General features: G+C 70.3%; 10 protein-coding genes. 5 read left to right on the plus strand and 5 right to left on the minus strand.

The genetic code is table 11. The features are described from left to right. The first annotated feature begins 57 nt into the window (after window positions 1-57). Window positions 58-2,373, plus strand: a complete 2,316-nt coding sequence (locus AB0J64_RS35765; RefSeq protein ID WP_364037219.1) for a sigma-70 family RNA polymerase sigma factor — start codon at window positions 58-60, stop codon at window positions 2,371-2,373. Window positions 2,374-2,559: 186 nt separating this feature from the next. Continuing rightward, window positions 2,560-3,768 (plus strand): NYN domain-containing protein, encoded by a 1,209-nt coding sequence (locus AB0J64_RS35770; protein ID WP_364037222.1) that lies wholly within the window; start codon window positions 2,560-2,562, stop codon window positions 3,766-3,768. Between the two features lie 74 nt (window positions 3,769-3,842). On the opposite strand, the gene AB0J64_RS35775 is transcribed toward AB0J64_RS35770, so the two are convergent. Both AB0J64_RS35775 and AB0J64_RS35780 read right to left on the minus strand, forming a co-directional pair. Beyond that, complete coding sequence (locus AB0J64_RS35775) at window positions 3,843-4,472, minus strand: response regulator (protein ID WP_344999111.1); 630 nt, start codon at window positions 4,470-4,472, stop codon at window positions 3,843-3,845. Between the two features lie 3 nt (window positions 4,473-4,475). Further along, window positions 4,476-8,660: a HAMP domain-containing protein gene (locus AB0J64_RS35780; protein ID WP_364037225.1), complete on the minus strand. Its 4,185-nt coding sequence runs from the start codon at window positions 8,658-8,660 to the stop codon at window positions 4,476-4,478. A 471-nt stretch (window positions 8,661-9,131) separates the two neighbouring features. Between AB0J64_RS35780 and AB0J64_RS35785 the strand changes: the two genes are divergently transcribed. Next, on the plus strand, window positions 9,132-10,325 hold the full coding sequence (locus tag AB0J64_RS35785) for a SpoIIE family protein phosphatase (RefSeq protein WP_364037228.1): 1,194 nt from the start codon (window positions 9,132-9,134) through the stop codon (window positions 10,323-10,325). A 109-nt stretch (window positions 10,326-10,434) separates the two neighbouring features. On the opposite strand, the gene AB0J64_RS35790 is transcribed toward AB0J64_RS35785, so the two are convergent. The 3 genes from AB0J64_RS35790 to rho form a co-directional block, all read right to left on the minus strand. After that, window positions 10,435-12,201, minus strand: a complete 1,767-nt coding sequence (locus AB0J64_RS35790) for a prolyl oligopeptidase family serine peptidase (protein ID WP_364037231.1) — start codon at window positions 12,199-12,201, stop codon at window positions 10,435-10,437. A 144-nt stretch (window positions 12,202-12,345) separates the two neighbouring features. After that, window positions 12,346-13,389 (minus strand): putative RNA methyltransferase, encoded by a 1,044-nt coding sequence (locus AB0J64_RS35795; RefSeq protein WP_364037234.1) that lies wholly within the window; start codon window positions 13,387-13,389, stop codon window positions 12,346-12,348. Window positions 13,390-13,836: 447 nt separating this feature from the next. Further along, window positions 13,837-14,940 (minus strand): transcription termination factor Rho, encoded by a 1,104-nt coding sequence (gene rho / locus AB0J64_RS35800; RefSeq protein ID WP_364037237.1) that lies wholly within the window; start codon window positions 14,938-14,940, stop codon window positions 13,837-13,839. A 390-nt stretch (window positions 14,941-15,330) separates the two neighbouring features. Here rho and AB0J64_RS35805 point away from each other — a divergent pair, with 390 nt between their 5' ends. Beyond that, window positions 15,331-15,474 (plus strand): hypothetical protein, encoded by a 144-nt coding sequence (locus AB0J64_RS35805; protein ID WP_364037239.1) that lies wholly within the window; start codon window positions 15,331-15,333, stop codon window positions 15,472-15,474. Window positions 15,475-15,483: 9 nt separating this feature from the next. Further along, window positions 15,484-16,224: an MBL fold metallo-hydrolase gene (locus tag AB0J64_RS35810; protein ID WP_364037242.1), complete on the plus strand. Its 741-nt coding sequence runs from the start codon at window positions 15,484-15,486 to the stop codon at window positions 16,222-16,224. Window position 16,225 lies beyond the last annotated feature (1 nt).

Genomic DNA, 16,225 nt, shown 5'->3' on the forward strand with positions numbered 1-16,225 from the left:
CATCGCCGATAGTGCGGAATGAATGCGCGGGCAACCCCGTGTAATCGTGAGGTCACTATGGGTGTCGAATCTCCACAAAGCGATGCAGAGCTCCTTCAGGCGGTCAGAGAGGGCAACGCCGCCGCCTACGGGCTGCTCTACGAGCGCCACGTCGCCGCCGCCCGCGCGCTGGCCAGGCAGCTCGTCTCGCGCGTCGAGGTGGAGGACGTGGTCGCGGAGTCGTTCACGAAGATCCTCGACCTGGTCGGCAGGGGCGGCGGGCCCCAGTCCGGCTTCCGCACCTACCTGCTGACCGTGGTGCGGCACACGGTCCACGACCGCTCCAGGATCGAGGGCGGCGAGATGACCATGGGGGAGTACGACCCGGGGGTGCCGTTCGTCGATCCGTCGCTCGTCGGGCTGGAGAGGTCGCTGATCGCCAGGGCGTTCCTGTCGCTGCCCGAGCGGTGGCGGGCGGTGCTCTGGCACACCGAGGTGGAAAGGTGCAGGCCGGCCGAGGTGGCTCCGCTGCTGGGTCTGTCCGTCAACGGCGTGGCGGCGCTCGCGTACCGGGCGCGGGAGGGGCTGCGGCAGGCGTACCTGCAGATCCACCTGGGCTCGCCGCCGCGGCACGACTGCCGCCCCGTGCTCGGCAAGATGGGCGCGTACGTGCGGGGCGGGCTGACCAGGCGCGACGCCAAAGAGGTCGACGAGCATGTGAGCGGCTGCGAAGAGTGCCACGGGGTGCTGCTGGAGCTGGCCGACGTCGACCGCGGGCTGCGTGTCATGGTCGGGCCGCTGATCGCGGGGCCGGTATTCGGCGGGTACGCGGCGGCGCAGGCCAGGTCGGTTGTGGCGGGTGGTGGCGCGCGCGGGCTGCTGCGGGTGCTCGGCCGGGCGCGACGGGCGCCCAGGCACCAGCAGGCCGCGATGGCCGGCGGCATGGCGGTGACGATGGCCGTGGCGACCGTGCTGCTGCTCTCCGACGGCAGGCCGGGCAGGAAGCCCGTCGCCGCGCCGGTCGCCGTGCCGCCGGCCTCGGTGCAGCCGGTGCCGGTGCCGCTGCAGAGCGAGGAGCCCGCCCGGGTGCCCCCACCGCCGCCGGTCAGGGGCAGGCCGCCGGCCCAGGCGCGGCTGCGCGCCACGATCGACGCGCTCGGATCTCTTGTACGGGCCCGGCCCGGCATCGTCGGCATGCGGCTGCGCAACTACGGCGGGGCCGACAGCGAGAGCCTGACGGCGTTCGTCTATCTGCCGGCGGGCGTGGCGCTCATCCCGCCCACGCGGCGCACCCGCCACGACGCCGCCGGCACCGTGGACGGCTGGTCGTGCCGGGCGGCGGGACGCGGCGCACGGTGCGGCAGGGCCCCGCTCGCGGCCGGTCAGGGCACGGCGCTGTTCCTGCGGGTGCGGGTGTCAGGTGAGGCGCGGGAGGGCGCGGTGCCCGCCGTCCGGGTCGACGCGGGCTCGTTGCATGTCACGGCGCAGGCCGAGGAGGGCGTACGGCTGGTGGGGGCGCCGGCCAGGTTCGCCACCGACGGCAGGGTGGCCGTCAGGGCGATCGGCAACTCGCTGCTGAGCTGCCCCGAGGAGCGTGCGGGCTGCCTGGAGGCCAGGCGGCGTCAGCGCGGTCAGCGCGACAACGACCTCTGGCCGATGACCGCGCTCGACCGGGACGACGACCCCGGCACCCACACGTCCAGCGGAGCCGAGCTGACCCTGCCGAAGGGCAGCAGGGTGGTGTGGGCCGGGCTCTACTGGTCCGCGAGCACCGCGGAGGCCGGGCCCATCAAGCTGCGAGCGCCGGGGCAGCGCGACTACGTGACGGTCCAGCCCGGCGACGTGGCCGTCCGCGAGCTGCCGCTCGGGCCCGTCTACCAGGCGTACGCCGACGTCAGTGAGCTGGTCGCCGCCTCCCGCAGGAACGGCACGTGGTGGGCGGCCGACGCACCGCTGGAGGAGGGCGTGTCCAGGCATGCCGGGTGGAGCCTCGTGGTGATCGTCACGGATCCGGCGGAGCCGTACAGCCAGGCTGTGGTGCTCGACGCGGCCACCGTGGTCGGGGGCGCGGCGCGGCGGGTCCGTATCCCGCTGGGTGGGCTGAGCCCGGCCGCCTCGCCCGCCAGGGTCGAGCTGGTGACGTGGGAGGGGGACGCCGATCTCCAGGGCGACAAGGTCTCGCTCGGGTCCGGCGCGCTGGCCCCCGCGAACGGTGACCGAGATCCCGCGAACGTCTTCGACGAGTCGTCGAGCGGCGCGGCGGAGATGACGTTCGGCGTCGACGTCGACACGATCAGCGCGGAGCTCGGCGTGGACCCGGGGCTGACGGTCGCCACGGACAAGGACGTCGTCCTGCTCGGAGCGGCCGCGTTGAGTGTGCGTGCGCGACAGTGACCCTAATTTGGACAAACTGGTACGGTCTTCCTGGCCGATCTGGTGTGTTAGCGGGCGAGTGCCGAATCGTCTGGATTAACCCTCGCGCGATCACCTGCTTTCATTACCCTGAGAGAGGGCCGCCAAGTCCGGTCTCTGACGGTGCAGAGCCAGCAAGGTCGGACCACCAGGAAAGGGGCGGTGCTAGTGGATCGCTGTGCGCTGTTCGTGGACGCCGGCTATCTGCTGGCTGACGGAGCGATGGCCGTGCACGGCACGCGTCATCGCGAAGCGGTTGCCTGGGACTACCCCGGGCTGCTCCAGCTGATGACCGGCCTGTCGCGCGAGCGCACCGGCCTGCCGCTGCTTCGGTGCTACTGGTACGAGGCGACGGTCGAAGGCCGGCGCACGCCGGAGCACGACGCGTTGGCCGACATACCCGGCCTCAAGCTCAGGCTGTCGCGCATCCGGCCGGGCCGGCGCGAGGGCGTCGATGCGCAGGTCCATCGCGACCTGATGACACTCGCCCGCAACAACGCCATCTGCGACGCGGTGGTGGTGAGCGGCGACGAGGATCTCGCACAGGTCGTGTGCGACGCGCAGGACCTCGGCATCAGGGTGAGCGTGATCCACGTCGCGGCCGAGGGCGGCTGGGCCGTGTCCCGCTCGCTGCGGCAGGAGTGCGACGACCTGGTCGAGCTCGGGGCCGTACACCTGCGCCCCTATGTCAGCCTGGTCTCGGGGGCCGCCGAGTCGTCCAACGGCCACCAGCCGGTCAGCAACGGGCAGGCCGCCCACTCGCTGCCGCCCGCCCAGCCTTCCCTGCCGCCGTCGCTGCCCCAGATACCGCCCTCCAGCGGCAGCCACGCCGCCGGCTCATCCTCCGCCGCGCCGTCCCAGCCCTCGTCCAACGGATCGTCGTCCGGGCGCGGGCAGTCGTCCACGCCGCCCGCGCTGCCGACGTACTCCAACTACCAGCCCGAGCAGCCGCCGCCGGCCACACCGCCGCCGTCGGCTCCCGTCACCGGGCCCATCCAGTCGCAGTCGCCCAGCACCGGGCAGTTCGCCTCGCCGTCCTCCAGCGGGACCTACCAGCCTTCGCAGCTGGGGCCGTACACGGGGCCGCAGCCCGCCCCCGTCAGCCCGCCCTCGGCCGCCACCGCCGGTGCCACGACTCTGGCGGACGCGGTCAAGTCCGCCCATCGGGAGGGGCACGACTTCGGCGAGTCCGTCGCCCGCGACGCGCCCGCGCTCTGGCTGGAGGCCGTGCTGGCGCGCAAGCCGCGCATGCCCTCCGACCTGGAGGCGCGGCTGTTGCAGGGGTCTTCGCTGCCTATCGACTTCCTGCTGCACGACGAGGTACGGCACGCGCTGCGGCGCGGTTTCTGGGACGCCTTGGAACGCGCACGCCACTGACCGGCTTCCGCCGCCTCCCCGGGAGAGTGCGTGCCGGATCCCACGAGACGGCCGGGGGCGCCACCCCGGGCCGGTCAGGACAGGGCGTCGAAGCCGGCGCGGAGGTGGGTGAGGCGGTCCGTCAGGTCGGACAGGGGTGCGGCGAGCGCCGGATCCTGGGTCTTGCGGGCCAGCTCACGCACCCGGGCCAGCTCGTCCTCCACCGCCGTCAGCCGCCGCGACAACTCGGGCAGCACCGCCGCGTGGTCCCCGACCCCGGGCGGCAGTTCGCCGGTCAGGCGGTCGCGGAGCATGGACGCCTGCTCGGCCAGCCGCTTGTTCATGTTGTACAGCTCGGCGAACACCGACACCTTCGCCCGCAGCACCCAGGGGTCGAACGGCTTGGTCAGGTAGTCGACCGCCCCGGCCGCGTAGCCGCGGAAGGCGTAGTCGGGCGCGCTGTCCACCACGGTCAGGAAGATGATCGGGATGTTCCTGGTGCGCTCCCGCCGCTTGATGTGCGCGGCGGTCTCGAACCCGTCCATGCCGGGCATCCGCACATCCAGCAGGATGAGCGCGAACTCGGTGTTGAGCAGTGCCTTGAGCGCCTCCTCACCCGACCTGGCGCGCACCGGCACCAGGTCGAGAGAGCTGAGGATGGCTTCGAGAGCGATCAGGTTCTCCTCGCGATCGTCGACGAGGAGGATCTTGGCTCGATCCGGCATCGATCACGACCCTTCGGCTGCTGAAGCTGATGAGTCGGACGTGGAGCCGCGCCCGCGGCTGAGCCAGCCGCGCAGGCGTTCGAGCAGACGGTCCACGTCGACCGGCTTGGGTACGTAGTCGGACGCGCCGGAGGCGATGCTCTTCTCGCGGTCGCCCCGCATGACCTTGGCGGTCAGCGCGATGATCGGCAGATCGGCGAACTGCGGCATGCGCCGGATGGCCGAGGTGGTGGCCCAGCCGTCCATCTCCGGCATCATGATGTCCATCAGCACGAGCGCGACGTCCTCGTTCCGTTCGAGCTGCTCGATCCCCTCCCGACCGTTTTCAGCGTAGACGACGGTGGACCCGTGTCGCTCCAGGACGCTGGTCAACGCGAAGACATTTCGGATGTCGTCGTCCACGATGAGGATCTTGGCGCCGCTGAGCGGGTCGTCGCCCTGCCACTGGATCGGCGTCTCCAGCGGCGGCTCGACCAGCTCCGGCATCGGCAGGTCGAGCGGCATCGGCGGCTCCGGCACGGCCGCCGCCTGCTCCTCCGACGGCGCCGTCATCAGCTGCCGCCGCGTCCCGCCGGTGTCGGTCACGGCCAGCGGGCCGGTGTAGGAGGCCGGCAGGTAGAGCGTGAACGTGCTGCCCTGGCCGAGCTCGCTGTCGACGTGGATCTCGCCGCCGAGCAGCCTGGCGATGTCGCGGCAGATCGCGAGGCCCAGGCCCGTGCCGCCGTACTTGCGGCTGGTGGTGCCGTCGGCCTGCCTGAACGCCTCGAAGATGACGTCTCGCTTGTCGGGTGCGATGCCGATGCCGGTGTCGATCACCTGGAAGGCCAGCAGGTTGTCGGCATCGTGCAGGCTGTCGTCGTCGTAGTCGACTCCGGGGGGCGCCATCGACACGCGCAGCTTGACCTCGCCGCGCGGGGTGAACTTCACCGCGTTGGAGAGCAGGTTACGCAGCACCTGCTGCAGGCGCTGCTCGTCGGCGCGCAGCTCCTGCGGCACTTCGGATTCGACATCGACGCTGAACGACAGCCCCTTGTCCTGCGCCAGCGGCGCGAATGCGGCTTCGAGCAGGTCGACCATCTTCGGCAGCGACACCTTGATCGGGTGGATGTCCATCCGGCCCGCCTCGACCTTGGACAGGTCGAGCATGTCGTTGATGAGCTGGAGCAGCGAGGAGCCCGCGCTGTGGATCGTACGGGCGAACTCCACCTGCTGCGAGGTCAGGTTGCCCTCGGCGTTCTCGGTCAGCAGCTTGGCCAGCACCAGCAGGCTGTTGAGCGGCGTGCGCAGCTCGTGGGACATGTTCGCGAGGAACTCGGACTTGTAGCGCGAGGACACCGCGAGCTGCTCCGCGCGCTCCTCCAGCGTGCGGCGGGCCTGCTCGATCTGGAAGTTCTGGATCTCGATCGCGCGGTTCTGCTTGGCCAGCAGCGCCGCCTTGTCCTCCAGCTCGGCGTTCGACTTGCGCAGCTCCTCCTGCTGGCGCTGCAGCTCGTCGGAGCGCTCCTGCAGCTCCCTGGTGAGCCGCTGCGACTCGGTCAGCAGGTCTTCGGTGCGGGAGTTGGCGATGATCGTGTTCATCGTGACGCCGATGGTCTCGACGAGCTGGCGCAGGAAATCGAGGTGCACCTCGCCGAACGGCGTGAACGAGGCCAGCTCCAGCACGCCGAGCACGCGGCTCTCGAACAGGATCGGCAGCACCACGATCTGCGCGGGCGTGGACTGGCTGAGCCCGCTGTCGATGGTGATGAACTCCGGCGGCACGTCGTCGAGCATGATGTGCCGGCCCTCGGCCGCCGCCTGCCCCACGATGCCCTCGCCGATCGCGAAGCGCTGGCGCGGCCCCCTGCCGGGGCGCACGCCGTAACCGCCGATCAGCAGCAGCTCGTGGTCGCCCTCGGGGTCGATGCTGTAGAAGGCGCCGTAGCGGGCCGAGACCAGCGGCGTCAGCTCGCTCATCGTCAGCTTGGCCACCTCGAGCAGGTCGCGGTGGCCCTGCATCAGCCGGGAGATGCGGGCCAGGTTGGACTTGAGCCAGTCCTGCTCCTGGTTGGCCTGCGTGGTCTCGCGGAGGTTGGCCACCATCGAGTTGATGTTGTCCTTGAGCTCCGCCAGCTCGCCCTTCGCCTCGACGGCGATCGAGCGGGTCAGGTCGCCGCGGGCCACGGCGCTGGTCACGGTGGCGATGGCGCGCACCTGGGTGGTGAGGTTTCCGGCCAGCTCGTTGACGCTCTCGGTGAGCCGCTTCCACGTGCCCTCGACGCCCTCGACCCGCGCCTGGCCGCCGAGCTGTCCTTCGGAGCCCACCTCTCGGGCGACTCGGGTCACCTCGGAGGCGAACGACGACAGCTGGTCCACCATGCGGTTGATGGTGGTCTTCAGCGCCAGGATCTCGCCCTGGGCGTCCACGTCGATCTTGCGGGTGAGGTCGCCGTTGGCCACGGCCGTGGTGACCTCGGCGATGTTACGCACCTGCGAGGTCAGGTTGTTGGCCATGAAGTTGACGTTGTCGGTGAGGTCCTTCCAGACCCCGGACACGCCGGTCACCCGGGCCTGGCCGCCGAGCTGCCCCTGCGTGCCCACCTCGCGGGCGACTCGGGTGACCTCGTCGGCGAAGGAGGACAGCTGGTCCACCATCGTGTTCAGGGTGTCCTTGAGCTGCAGGATCTCGCCCTGCGCGTCAACGGTGATCTTCTTCGACAGGTCGCCCTGGGCCACCGCCGACGACACGGTCGCGATCTGGCGCACCTGGGAGGTCAGGTTGTTGGCCATGAAGTTGACGTTGTCGGTGAGGTCCTTCCAGACCCCGGACACGCCGCGCACCTGGGCCTGCCCGCCCAGCTGGCCCTCCGTGCCCACCTCGCGGGCGACTCGGGTCACCTCGGAGGCGAACGACGACAGCTGCTCGACCATCGTGTTCATGGTCGACTTGAGCTCGAGGATCTCGCCCTGGGCGTCCACGTCGATCTTGCGGGTGAGGTCGCCGTTGGCCACGGCCGTGGTCACCTGGGCGATGTTGCGCACCTGGTACGTCAGGTTGTTGGCCATCGAGTTGACGTTGTCCGTCAGGTCCTTCCAGACCCCGGACACGCCCTTCACCTCGGCCCGGCCGCCCAGCTTGCCCTCGGTGCCCACCTCGCGGGCGACTCGGGTGACCTCGTCGGCGAAGGAGGACAGCTGGTCCACCATCGTGTTGAGAGTGTCCTTGAGCTGCAGGATCTCGCCCTGCGCGTCAACGGTGATCTTTTTCGACAGGTTGCCCTGGGCCACCGCCGTCGCCACGGTCGCGATGCTCCGCACCTGGGAGGTCAGGTTGTTGGCCATGAAGTTGACGTTGTCGGTGAGGTCCTTCCAGACGCCCGACACGCCGGTCACCTGCGCCTGCCCGCCCAGCTGGCCCTCCGTGCCCACCTCGCGGGCGACCCTGGTGACCTCCTCGGCGAAGCCGGACAGCTGGTCCACCATCGTGTTGACGGTGTTCTTCAGCTCGAACATCTCGCCCACGGCGTCGACCGTCACCTTGCGGCTCAGGTCGCCCTTGGCCACGGCGGTGGTCACCACGGCGATGTCGCGCACCTGCGCGGCCACGCGGGAGGACATCGTGTTGACCGCCTCGGTGAGGTCGCGCCAGCTCCCCGACATGCCGCGCAGGTTGGCGCTGCCGCCCAGGCGCCCCTCCGTGCCGGCCTCGCGCGCCACCCTGGTCACCTCGGAGTTGAACAGGGCGAGCTGGTCGACCATGCCGTTGATCGCCTTGCCCAGGCGCCGCACCTCGCCTCTGGCCGTACGGTCGAGGTCGATCCGGCGCGACAGGTCGCCCTTGGCGACCGCGTCGATCACGTCGGCCGCGCCGCTCACCGGGCTCACCAGGGCGTCGATCAGCTGGTTGACCGACTCGACGCCCTCCGCCCACGCGCCGACGCCGGGACCGGGGCTCAGCCGCTCGCCGAACCGGCCCTCCTTGACGATCTCTTTGCGCACGCGGACCAGTTCGTTGGCGAGATGCTCGCGGCGGTCGGCCACTTCGTTGAGCAGCAGCCGGACCTCGCTCAGGATCCCAGGGGGCGCATGAGGAACACGACGCCGGAAATCGCCGTCACGCCAAGAGAACAGTGTCTCAAGGATGGGCACGAGATCCGACTCGGTATAGGTCCTCTCCTCCGCGGTTGGCATGGCCTTGGCCGTGGTCATGGGGCCTCCTTCACTCGCGGCGGGCTCCGGCGAGTGATTCAAGTCTGTCACGATGAGTAGCTCGTAGTCCTGCCCTTGGATTTACCCCAAGTCAGTGGGAAGTGTGGTAGGCACGTGGGGATGACTGCTTCTCCCCATGCGGTGCTGGCTGCGACGTTCGCGCCCGGCGAGACCGCTGTGACGGCTGCGATGAGGTTCACGCGCGAGGTGATGACCGCGTGGGCCACCGGCGGCGTGCTCCACACCGCCGAGCAGGTCGCGGGGGACTTGGCCGAACAGGTGGTTGATGAGCCGTTTGAGGTGATTTGGAAGCATTTTGGGGATGCTGTCCAGGTTGAGTTGAAGCAGCGACACCTCTCCCAGGGTGATCCGAAAGCTCCTTCCGCGAACGTCGAAGAGTGGGGAGTCACCTTCACGGGCGATTCTCGTGTCCATTGGGCCAGACTCACGCTACCTGGCTCCGCGGACCGGTTGGCCGCCGAATGGCTGGAGGAGAGCTCCCGAGGGCCGCACTGGCTGGGATTTCTGGCCGACGCCAGCGACCTGCTCGCGGGCACCCTCGACCCCGACATGGTCCCGGCGATCATCGCGCAGGTCGTGGTGCCCCGGCTGTCGAGCTGGTGCGCCGTCTACACCGCCGACAGCACCGCCGGGCCGCTGCGGCTGGTCTACCTCTGGCACGCCGACGAGGCCAGGATAGACGGACTGCGCGAGCAGCTCGCCGACATGGACGTCGCCGCCGCCGACACCAGCGTGACCTCGGCCCTCCACCTGCCCGACTCGCAGGTGCTCGCCGTGCCGCTCACGGCACGCGGACGCGGCCTCGGCATGATGTGCCTGGGCCGGCCCGACCGCTTTCCCGACGAGGTCATCCAGTTCGCCGAGGACATCGGCAGGCGTGCCGCGCTGGCCATGGACAACGCCAGGCTCTACGCCCAGCAGGCCGCCGCCAACCGGGCGCTCCAGCGCAGCCTGCTGCCGCCCAACGAGCCCGAGGTCCCCGGGCTCGACTACGGCGTCATCTATGAACCGGCCGGCGAGACCAACGAGGTCGGCGGCGACTTCTACGACCTGTTCAAGGCGGGCGACGACTCCTGGCGGTTCGCGATCGGCGACGTCTGCGGCACCGGCCCAGAGGCCGCCGCCGTGACCGGGCTGGCCCGCCACACGCTGCGGCTGCTGGCCCGCGAGGGGTACGGCGTCGCGGCGGTGCTCGGGCGGCTCAACCAGGCGATCCTGGAGGAGGGCGAGCGCGCCAGGTTCCTCACGCTGCTGCACGGCGACATCACCCCCATGAAGACCGGCCTCGAGGTGCGCCTGGTCTCGGCGGGGCATCCCGAGGCGCTGCGGCTCAGGCCGAACGGCAAGGTCGAGGCGGTCACCACGCCGCAGTCGTTGCTGGGGGTCTTCCACGAGGTCGTGTTCGAGGCCGACACCGTGCATCTGGACCATGGCGACGTGCTGCTGGCCGTGACCGACGGGGTGACGGAGCGGCGCTCGGGCGGCCGGCTGCTCGACGACGACGGCGGCCTGGCCAAGCTGCTGGCCGAGTGCGCGGGGCTGTCGGCCAGGGCGGTCGCGGAGCGCATCCGCAGGGGCGCGGCCGACTTCGCCTCGGAGCCGAGCCAGGACGACCTGGCCATCCTGGTGCTGCGCGCCCGATAGCTCCCAGCTCAATTGACGCCTCCCTGTGACAGCGTGGGCGCATGCTGTCACCGGGATCGGCCGACGATCAAGGCATGGAGTCAGCCAGCTTCTTACAGGGTGTCAAGTTTCACTGTGGATTCACGTGCTTCCTGGCGAAATCGAGCTGGAGCGTGAGCTGTGCGATCCGCTGGGCGACCACGAGAGAGCCGCGGATGGCGTCGTAGGTGTAGACCTCGTGATCGCGCCCGTGCTCGGCGAGCTTGGCCACGTACTTCTCGATCTGGCGCAGCGGGCAGCGCGTGTCGTCCTCGCCCGCGAGGATCAGCAGCGGGCTCTTGACCTGGTCGACGTAGGTGATGGGGGAACTGGCCGCATACCGTGCGGGCTGCTCGTCGGGCGAGCCGCCGAGCAGCGCGCGGTGGTAGGCGCGCAGGCTCTCCGCCTCGTCCTCGTACGCGGTCTGGTGGCAGGCGATCGGCGCCGCCGCGATGCCGGCCGCCCACAGGTCCGGCTGCGTGCCGAGGCCGAGCAGCGCGAGGTAGCCGCCCCACCCCGAGCCGGCCAGCACGATCCGGTGCTCGTCGGCGATGCCGCGATCGACCACGCACCGGCGTACGGCGGCCACGTCGGCCAGCTCGATGTGCCCGACGTTGCCGTGCAGCGCGTCGCGCCAGGCGGAGCCGTACCCGGTCGAGCCCCGGTAGTTGACGCGCACCACGGCGAACCCCGCGTCCACCCAGGCGGCGACCTCGGGCGAGAACACGTCGCGGTCGTGCGCCGTCGGCCCGCCGTGCAGCAGGAAGACCGTGGGGTACGGGGCGCCGCCCACCTCGGGCTTGGAGATCAGCGCGTGGATCCGGCCGCCCTCGCCGTTGACGTCGATGTCCTCGACCGGGACGCTCGGCGGAGCGGGCGGGCCGCTGGGATTGACCACGACCTGGCCGTTGGTGGAGCGGATGATCGGCGGGCGCGAGGCGCTGGACCAGGAGTACTCGACGTGCCCGCCGGGCCGGGGGGCCGCCTCGTCGATCACGCCGTGCGGCGTCTCGAGGAGGGTCAGGCCGCCGCCCGCGAGGTCGTAGCGGTGCAGGTAGCTGCGGGCGCGGTCGTCGCGCAGAATGAGCAGGCCGCGGCCGTCGTCGTACCACTCGGCGTCGAGGTCGCCTGAGTCCTTCAGCCAGATCTCTCGCTGCTCGCCGGTCACCGGGTCCCAGACCAGGGGCTCGTGGCGCTCGCGGCGCTCGTGCAGGGCGAGCAGGCGGCGGTCGCCGACGACCGGGGCGAATTTGAGGCCGGTGACGCCCTTGGTGGGGCCGTCGTAGAGCTCGCCCACCGTGTGGCCGTTCGGGCGGATGACGCGGAGTGCGGGGTGACGGAAGTCGCCGTACTCGCCATGGTTGATCGCGATAAGGGAGCCGTCGAGGGTCATGTCGGCCACCCAGGCGGCCTCGCTGTGCTCGTACAGGAGCTTGGTCGGCTCGCCGTCGCGTACAAGGTAGACCCTGAACGTGCCGTCGCTGGCCATGGTGATCGCCGCGACGCCCGTCGTGGACAGGGCGATGCCGCCGGGCTGGCCCGGGGGCAGGTCGGGGGCCACCGGCTCGTTGGGGCCGCCGTTGAACGGCTGACGCCACCACACGCCGAACTCGTCGCCCTCGGTGTCGGCGAACCAGTAGATCCACTGGCCGGTGGGGTCGATGGCCGCGTACGCGGTGCCTCTGGGACGTTCGGTGACCTGGCGGGTGGCGCCGGTCACGCGGTCCCAGGCGTAGACCTCCCAGGTGCCGGTGGCGTTGGAGCGGTAGATGGAGCGGTTCGGGGCCAGGCGCGCCCAGGACGGCAGCGTCATGCGCGACGCCCGGAACCTGGCCTGCCAGCGTTCCTCCGCCTTCATCCGGTGCGCCCCCTCCCTTGGCTGCCCCGCGCCTCCGGGCGAGGGATGTCGTCCAGTATTGCGCCTGTTCCGGAGAAATACTCGGGGAATGTGGGGGAATTTCGGACTAAATGCCCCATCAGTAACACCAGTCCCATGCGTCCGTCAAGGAACGACCCTTGATCGGGTCGCGGGCTCGAAGATAGACAGGTGAAACGACGCCTGCGTTCGCACTTTTTTCTGCCTTTTCGCGACATTCTGGGAGATAAATCCCGCGATTCGCTGGTTCAGCTCATCCGGGTCGGTATGCCACGCGCTCGGGCCCATCCCGACCACCTGTGCGATGTCGTCATGCCCCAGCTCCATCTCGAACTCGATCGAGCGCCGCTCTGACTCGACGAAGCCCTCCAGGCTCCGCGCCAGCCTGCGCTCCTTCTCCTCGTCCACGGAGAGCAGGCCCAACTCCTCGACGAGCGGGCTCAGGTGCCGCCTGGCCGGGGTCACGACCACCGCGACGCCTCCGGGACGGAGGATCCTCCTGAATTCGGGCCCGTTCCTGGGCGCGAACACGTCGATCACCACATCGGCCACCCCGTCCCTGATGGGGAGCGGGCGCCACACGTCGGCCACGAACGCCCCTGCCCTGGGATGCACCCGCGCCGCCCGGCGTACAGCGTGCTTCGACACATCGAACGCCATCCCGATGCCATCGTTCACCGCGTTGAGCACGGCCGCCAGGTAGTGCCCGGTGCCCGTGCCCGCATCGACGACCAACGGCGCGGACCATCCCTCCGCGCGACGCCGACCGCCGGTTATTTCCGGCTCGTACGCGAGACGTTGTGGCCCCGCGCCGTAACCGGCCTCCACTTCCGCCCCACGGTACGCCCTCAACTCCGCGCCGTCATTCGTTTCGGTGGAGTACTCACGTTTTGCTGGACCGTTCTCGCCGCACGCGTACTTTCGCACGGTTTCTGCCACTGCGTCTTGCAGCGGTGCATAGTGACCCGCATCGAGAAATCGCGCCCTCGCGGCCACCATCTCAGGGCTGTCGGCCGTTCCCGGGGGTTTGCTGCCTACGAGCAGGCTTACGTAACCCTGCTTGGCGACGTCGTACGCATGCCCGTTGGCGCACCGCAGCGCATCGGCGTCGAGCCGCACGCCGGCACGGCAGACGGGGCAGACGAGGTATTCGACGATGTCGGCCAGCATGCCGCCCATTCTCGTCCACCCCCCGGGGACCCTTCCCGACGGGGCTCCGCCCCGCCCCTGTGTGGAGGGGCACCGTCCTTGGCATGTAGGCGGTCGTGGGAGCGCGCCTGTGGGTCCTCGTGTCGGCGGCTGGGGGACAGTGCGGCGCAGGTGCGCGGTGGGCGGGTGGCTGGACTTTGCGGGCGTTGCGCCGGGCTCCGCCGCACATCGTCTCGCCGACGCGGCGCGTGGAAGGAGTCGTCGCAGCCGCGATGCGCCGCGGCCGTGTCGCCGGCGTGCGCGCGTCCTTGGGGGCGCCGCCTGTGGTGGTGGAGGGGCCGTCGCGCCTGCGATGTGCCATGGCCTTGCGATCCAGGTGCAGGCGCCTTGGGGCGTCGCCTTCGGTGTGTGTGCCGCCGAGTGGGGCGGCGGTGGAAAGTGCAGGCCGTAAGGAGAGAGGCACGGGAGTCAGGCGGCGGTGGCCTCAAGGAGGAAGGCGGCGTTGGAGGGGGTGGTGCGGAGCTTGCCGATGAGGACCTCGAGCCCTTGCTGCTTCTCCAGCCCCGTGAGCATCCGCCGCAGCCGCCACACCACCTGCCGCTCCTCCGCGTGCAGCAGGATCTCCTCGCGCCGGGTCCCCGAGGCGTCCAGGTCCACGGCCGGGAACAGCCGGCGCTCGGCCAGCTCGCGGACGAGGTGCAGCTCCATGTTCCCCGTCCCCTTGAACTCCTCGTACAGGTTGTTGTCCATCCGCGACCCCGTGTCGATCAGCGCGGTGGCGAGGATGGTGAGGGAGCCGCCGCCCTCGACGTTGCGGGCGGCGCCGAAGAAGCGCTTGGGCGGGTACAGGGCCCCGGCGTCGATGCCGCCGGTGAGCACCCGGCCGCCGCCGGGCGCCAGGTTGTTGTACGCCCGCCCCAGCCGCGTCAGCGAGTCGAGCAGCAGCACGACGTCCTGGCCGGACTCCACGAGCCGCTTGGCCCGTTCGATGGCCAGCTCGGCGACGGCGGCGTGGTCGCGGTCGGGGTGGTCGAAGGTCGAGGAGAAGATCTCGCCGGCGATCGTGGCGCGCATCTCGGTGACCTCCTCGGGCCGCTCGCCCACGAGGACCACCATGAGGTGCACCTCGGGGTGGTTGCGGCTGATCCCGGCGGCCAGCGCCTGCAGGACCATGGTCTTGCCGGCCTTGGGCGGCGCGACGATGAGGCCGCGCTGTCCCTTGCCGATGGGCGCGAACAGGTCGACGACGCGCGTGCTGAGCGACTCGGTCTCGATGTGCAGCCGCTCGGTCGGATGTACGGGTGTCAGCTCGGCGAACCGCGGCCGATCGCGCCACTGCGTGGCACCGTTGACCGACGTGATGCCGACGAGCTTGTTGCCGGCGAACGACGCGACGACGTGGTCGCCGTTCCGCAGGTCGAACTGCCGAACCTTGTCGGGCTGAAGGCGGACGTCGCCGGGGCCGGGCAGCTGGCCGGCCCGGATGAACGCGGACTTGTCGCGTACGTCCAGGAGGCCCTCGACCTGGCGGACGGGTACGTCCGCACGCTGTTCAGGGATGTGTACAGACATGGTGAACCCCTTTGGGGGAGACGCGCCTGACCAGGGCAGGGCGCGGTGGCGAAAAAAGGAAGTCGGGCCCTGGGGGCCAAGACTCAGATGAAGAACCAGCGGAGCGGAAGCTCAACGCTTGGTGGCAAGATACCACACCATCTGGCCCAGTAAACGCCTAGCCCTCTTGGGCTATTCCCGGGCCGTTCTCGGAGTTTCTCCCACGGACGCGGGACAGGGCGCGTGACAATGTTCTTCTCGGCACCGTACTGCGAGGAAAATTACCGCGCCCGGTGTACCGGAGGGCACAGAACCCCCATCGAAGCAGCGTCATCGTGTCAAGTGGCATGCAGGACCCCTGCAACTCGGTGAAGGTTCCATAGAACAAACAGGACTCCTTGGGGGAGCATCATGAAGACCGTCAACCGCTGCCCGCAGTGCCACCACGAGCTCGACGAAGGCCCGATCATGTACAGGTGCGCGCACTGCTGCCGCGCCGTCTACGCCGCCGACCTGGAGAACGAGTTCGTTCCCGCCGAGCCCGTAGCCGCCTAATCTGGGCGAGTGCCACATAGACCTACAACCGTCTCCGGCGTCGAGGTGACACCGCTCTGCGACGCCGTGGGCCCCATGGGAGCGGCGATCCGCCGCCCACTCGCCGAGATGTTCCTCGGTTCGGAGCTTCAGGATGGGCCGTGGGACCTGCACTTCCACTGCTATCTGATCCGCGACGCGGCCGGTCGCCTGACCCTCGTCGACACCGGCATCGGTGACGAAGACTCACCGGCCGCGAGCTGGGCGCCGGTCCCGGGAACGCTGACCGGTGAGCTGGCCGCCGCGGGCGTCACGCCCGCCGAGATCGGCACGGTCGTCCTCACCCACCTGCACAGTGACCATGCCAGTGGCGTGGTCGTGGACGGCAGGCCGGCGTTCGAGAACGCGCGATACGTGCTCCAGCAGGCCGAGCTGGACGCCGCGCGCGGCCCGGTGTTCGACCGGCTGCTCACCCCGATCAAGGACCAGCTGCACGCCGTCGAGGGCGAGGCCGAGGTCTCGCCGGGAGTCCACGTGCACCTGGCGCCCGGCCACACCCCGGGCCACCAGATCGCCAGGGTCGGCGACGTGGCCATCACCGGAGACCTCGTGCTCCACCCCGTGCAGCTCGACGACCCGTCCATCCGGTACGTCTACGACGACGACCAGGAGACGGCCGCGCGCACCCGCGCGGAGGTGCTCGGCGCGCTGAGGGCCGAGCGGGCGATTCTCGCCACCGCTCATTTCGGCGAGCCGTTCCTACGTCTCTGAG

Origin of the sequence: Nonomuraea sp. NPDC049695 (genome assembly GCF_040674955.1) — a bacterium.
GTDB lineage: Bacteria > Actinomycetota > Actinomycetes > Streptosporangiales > Streptosporangiaceae > Nonomuraea > Nonomuraea helvata.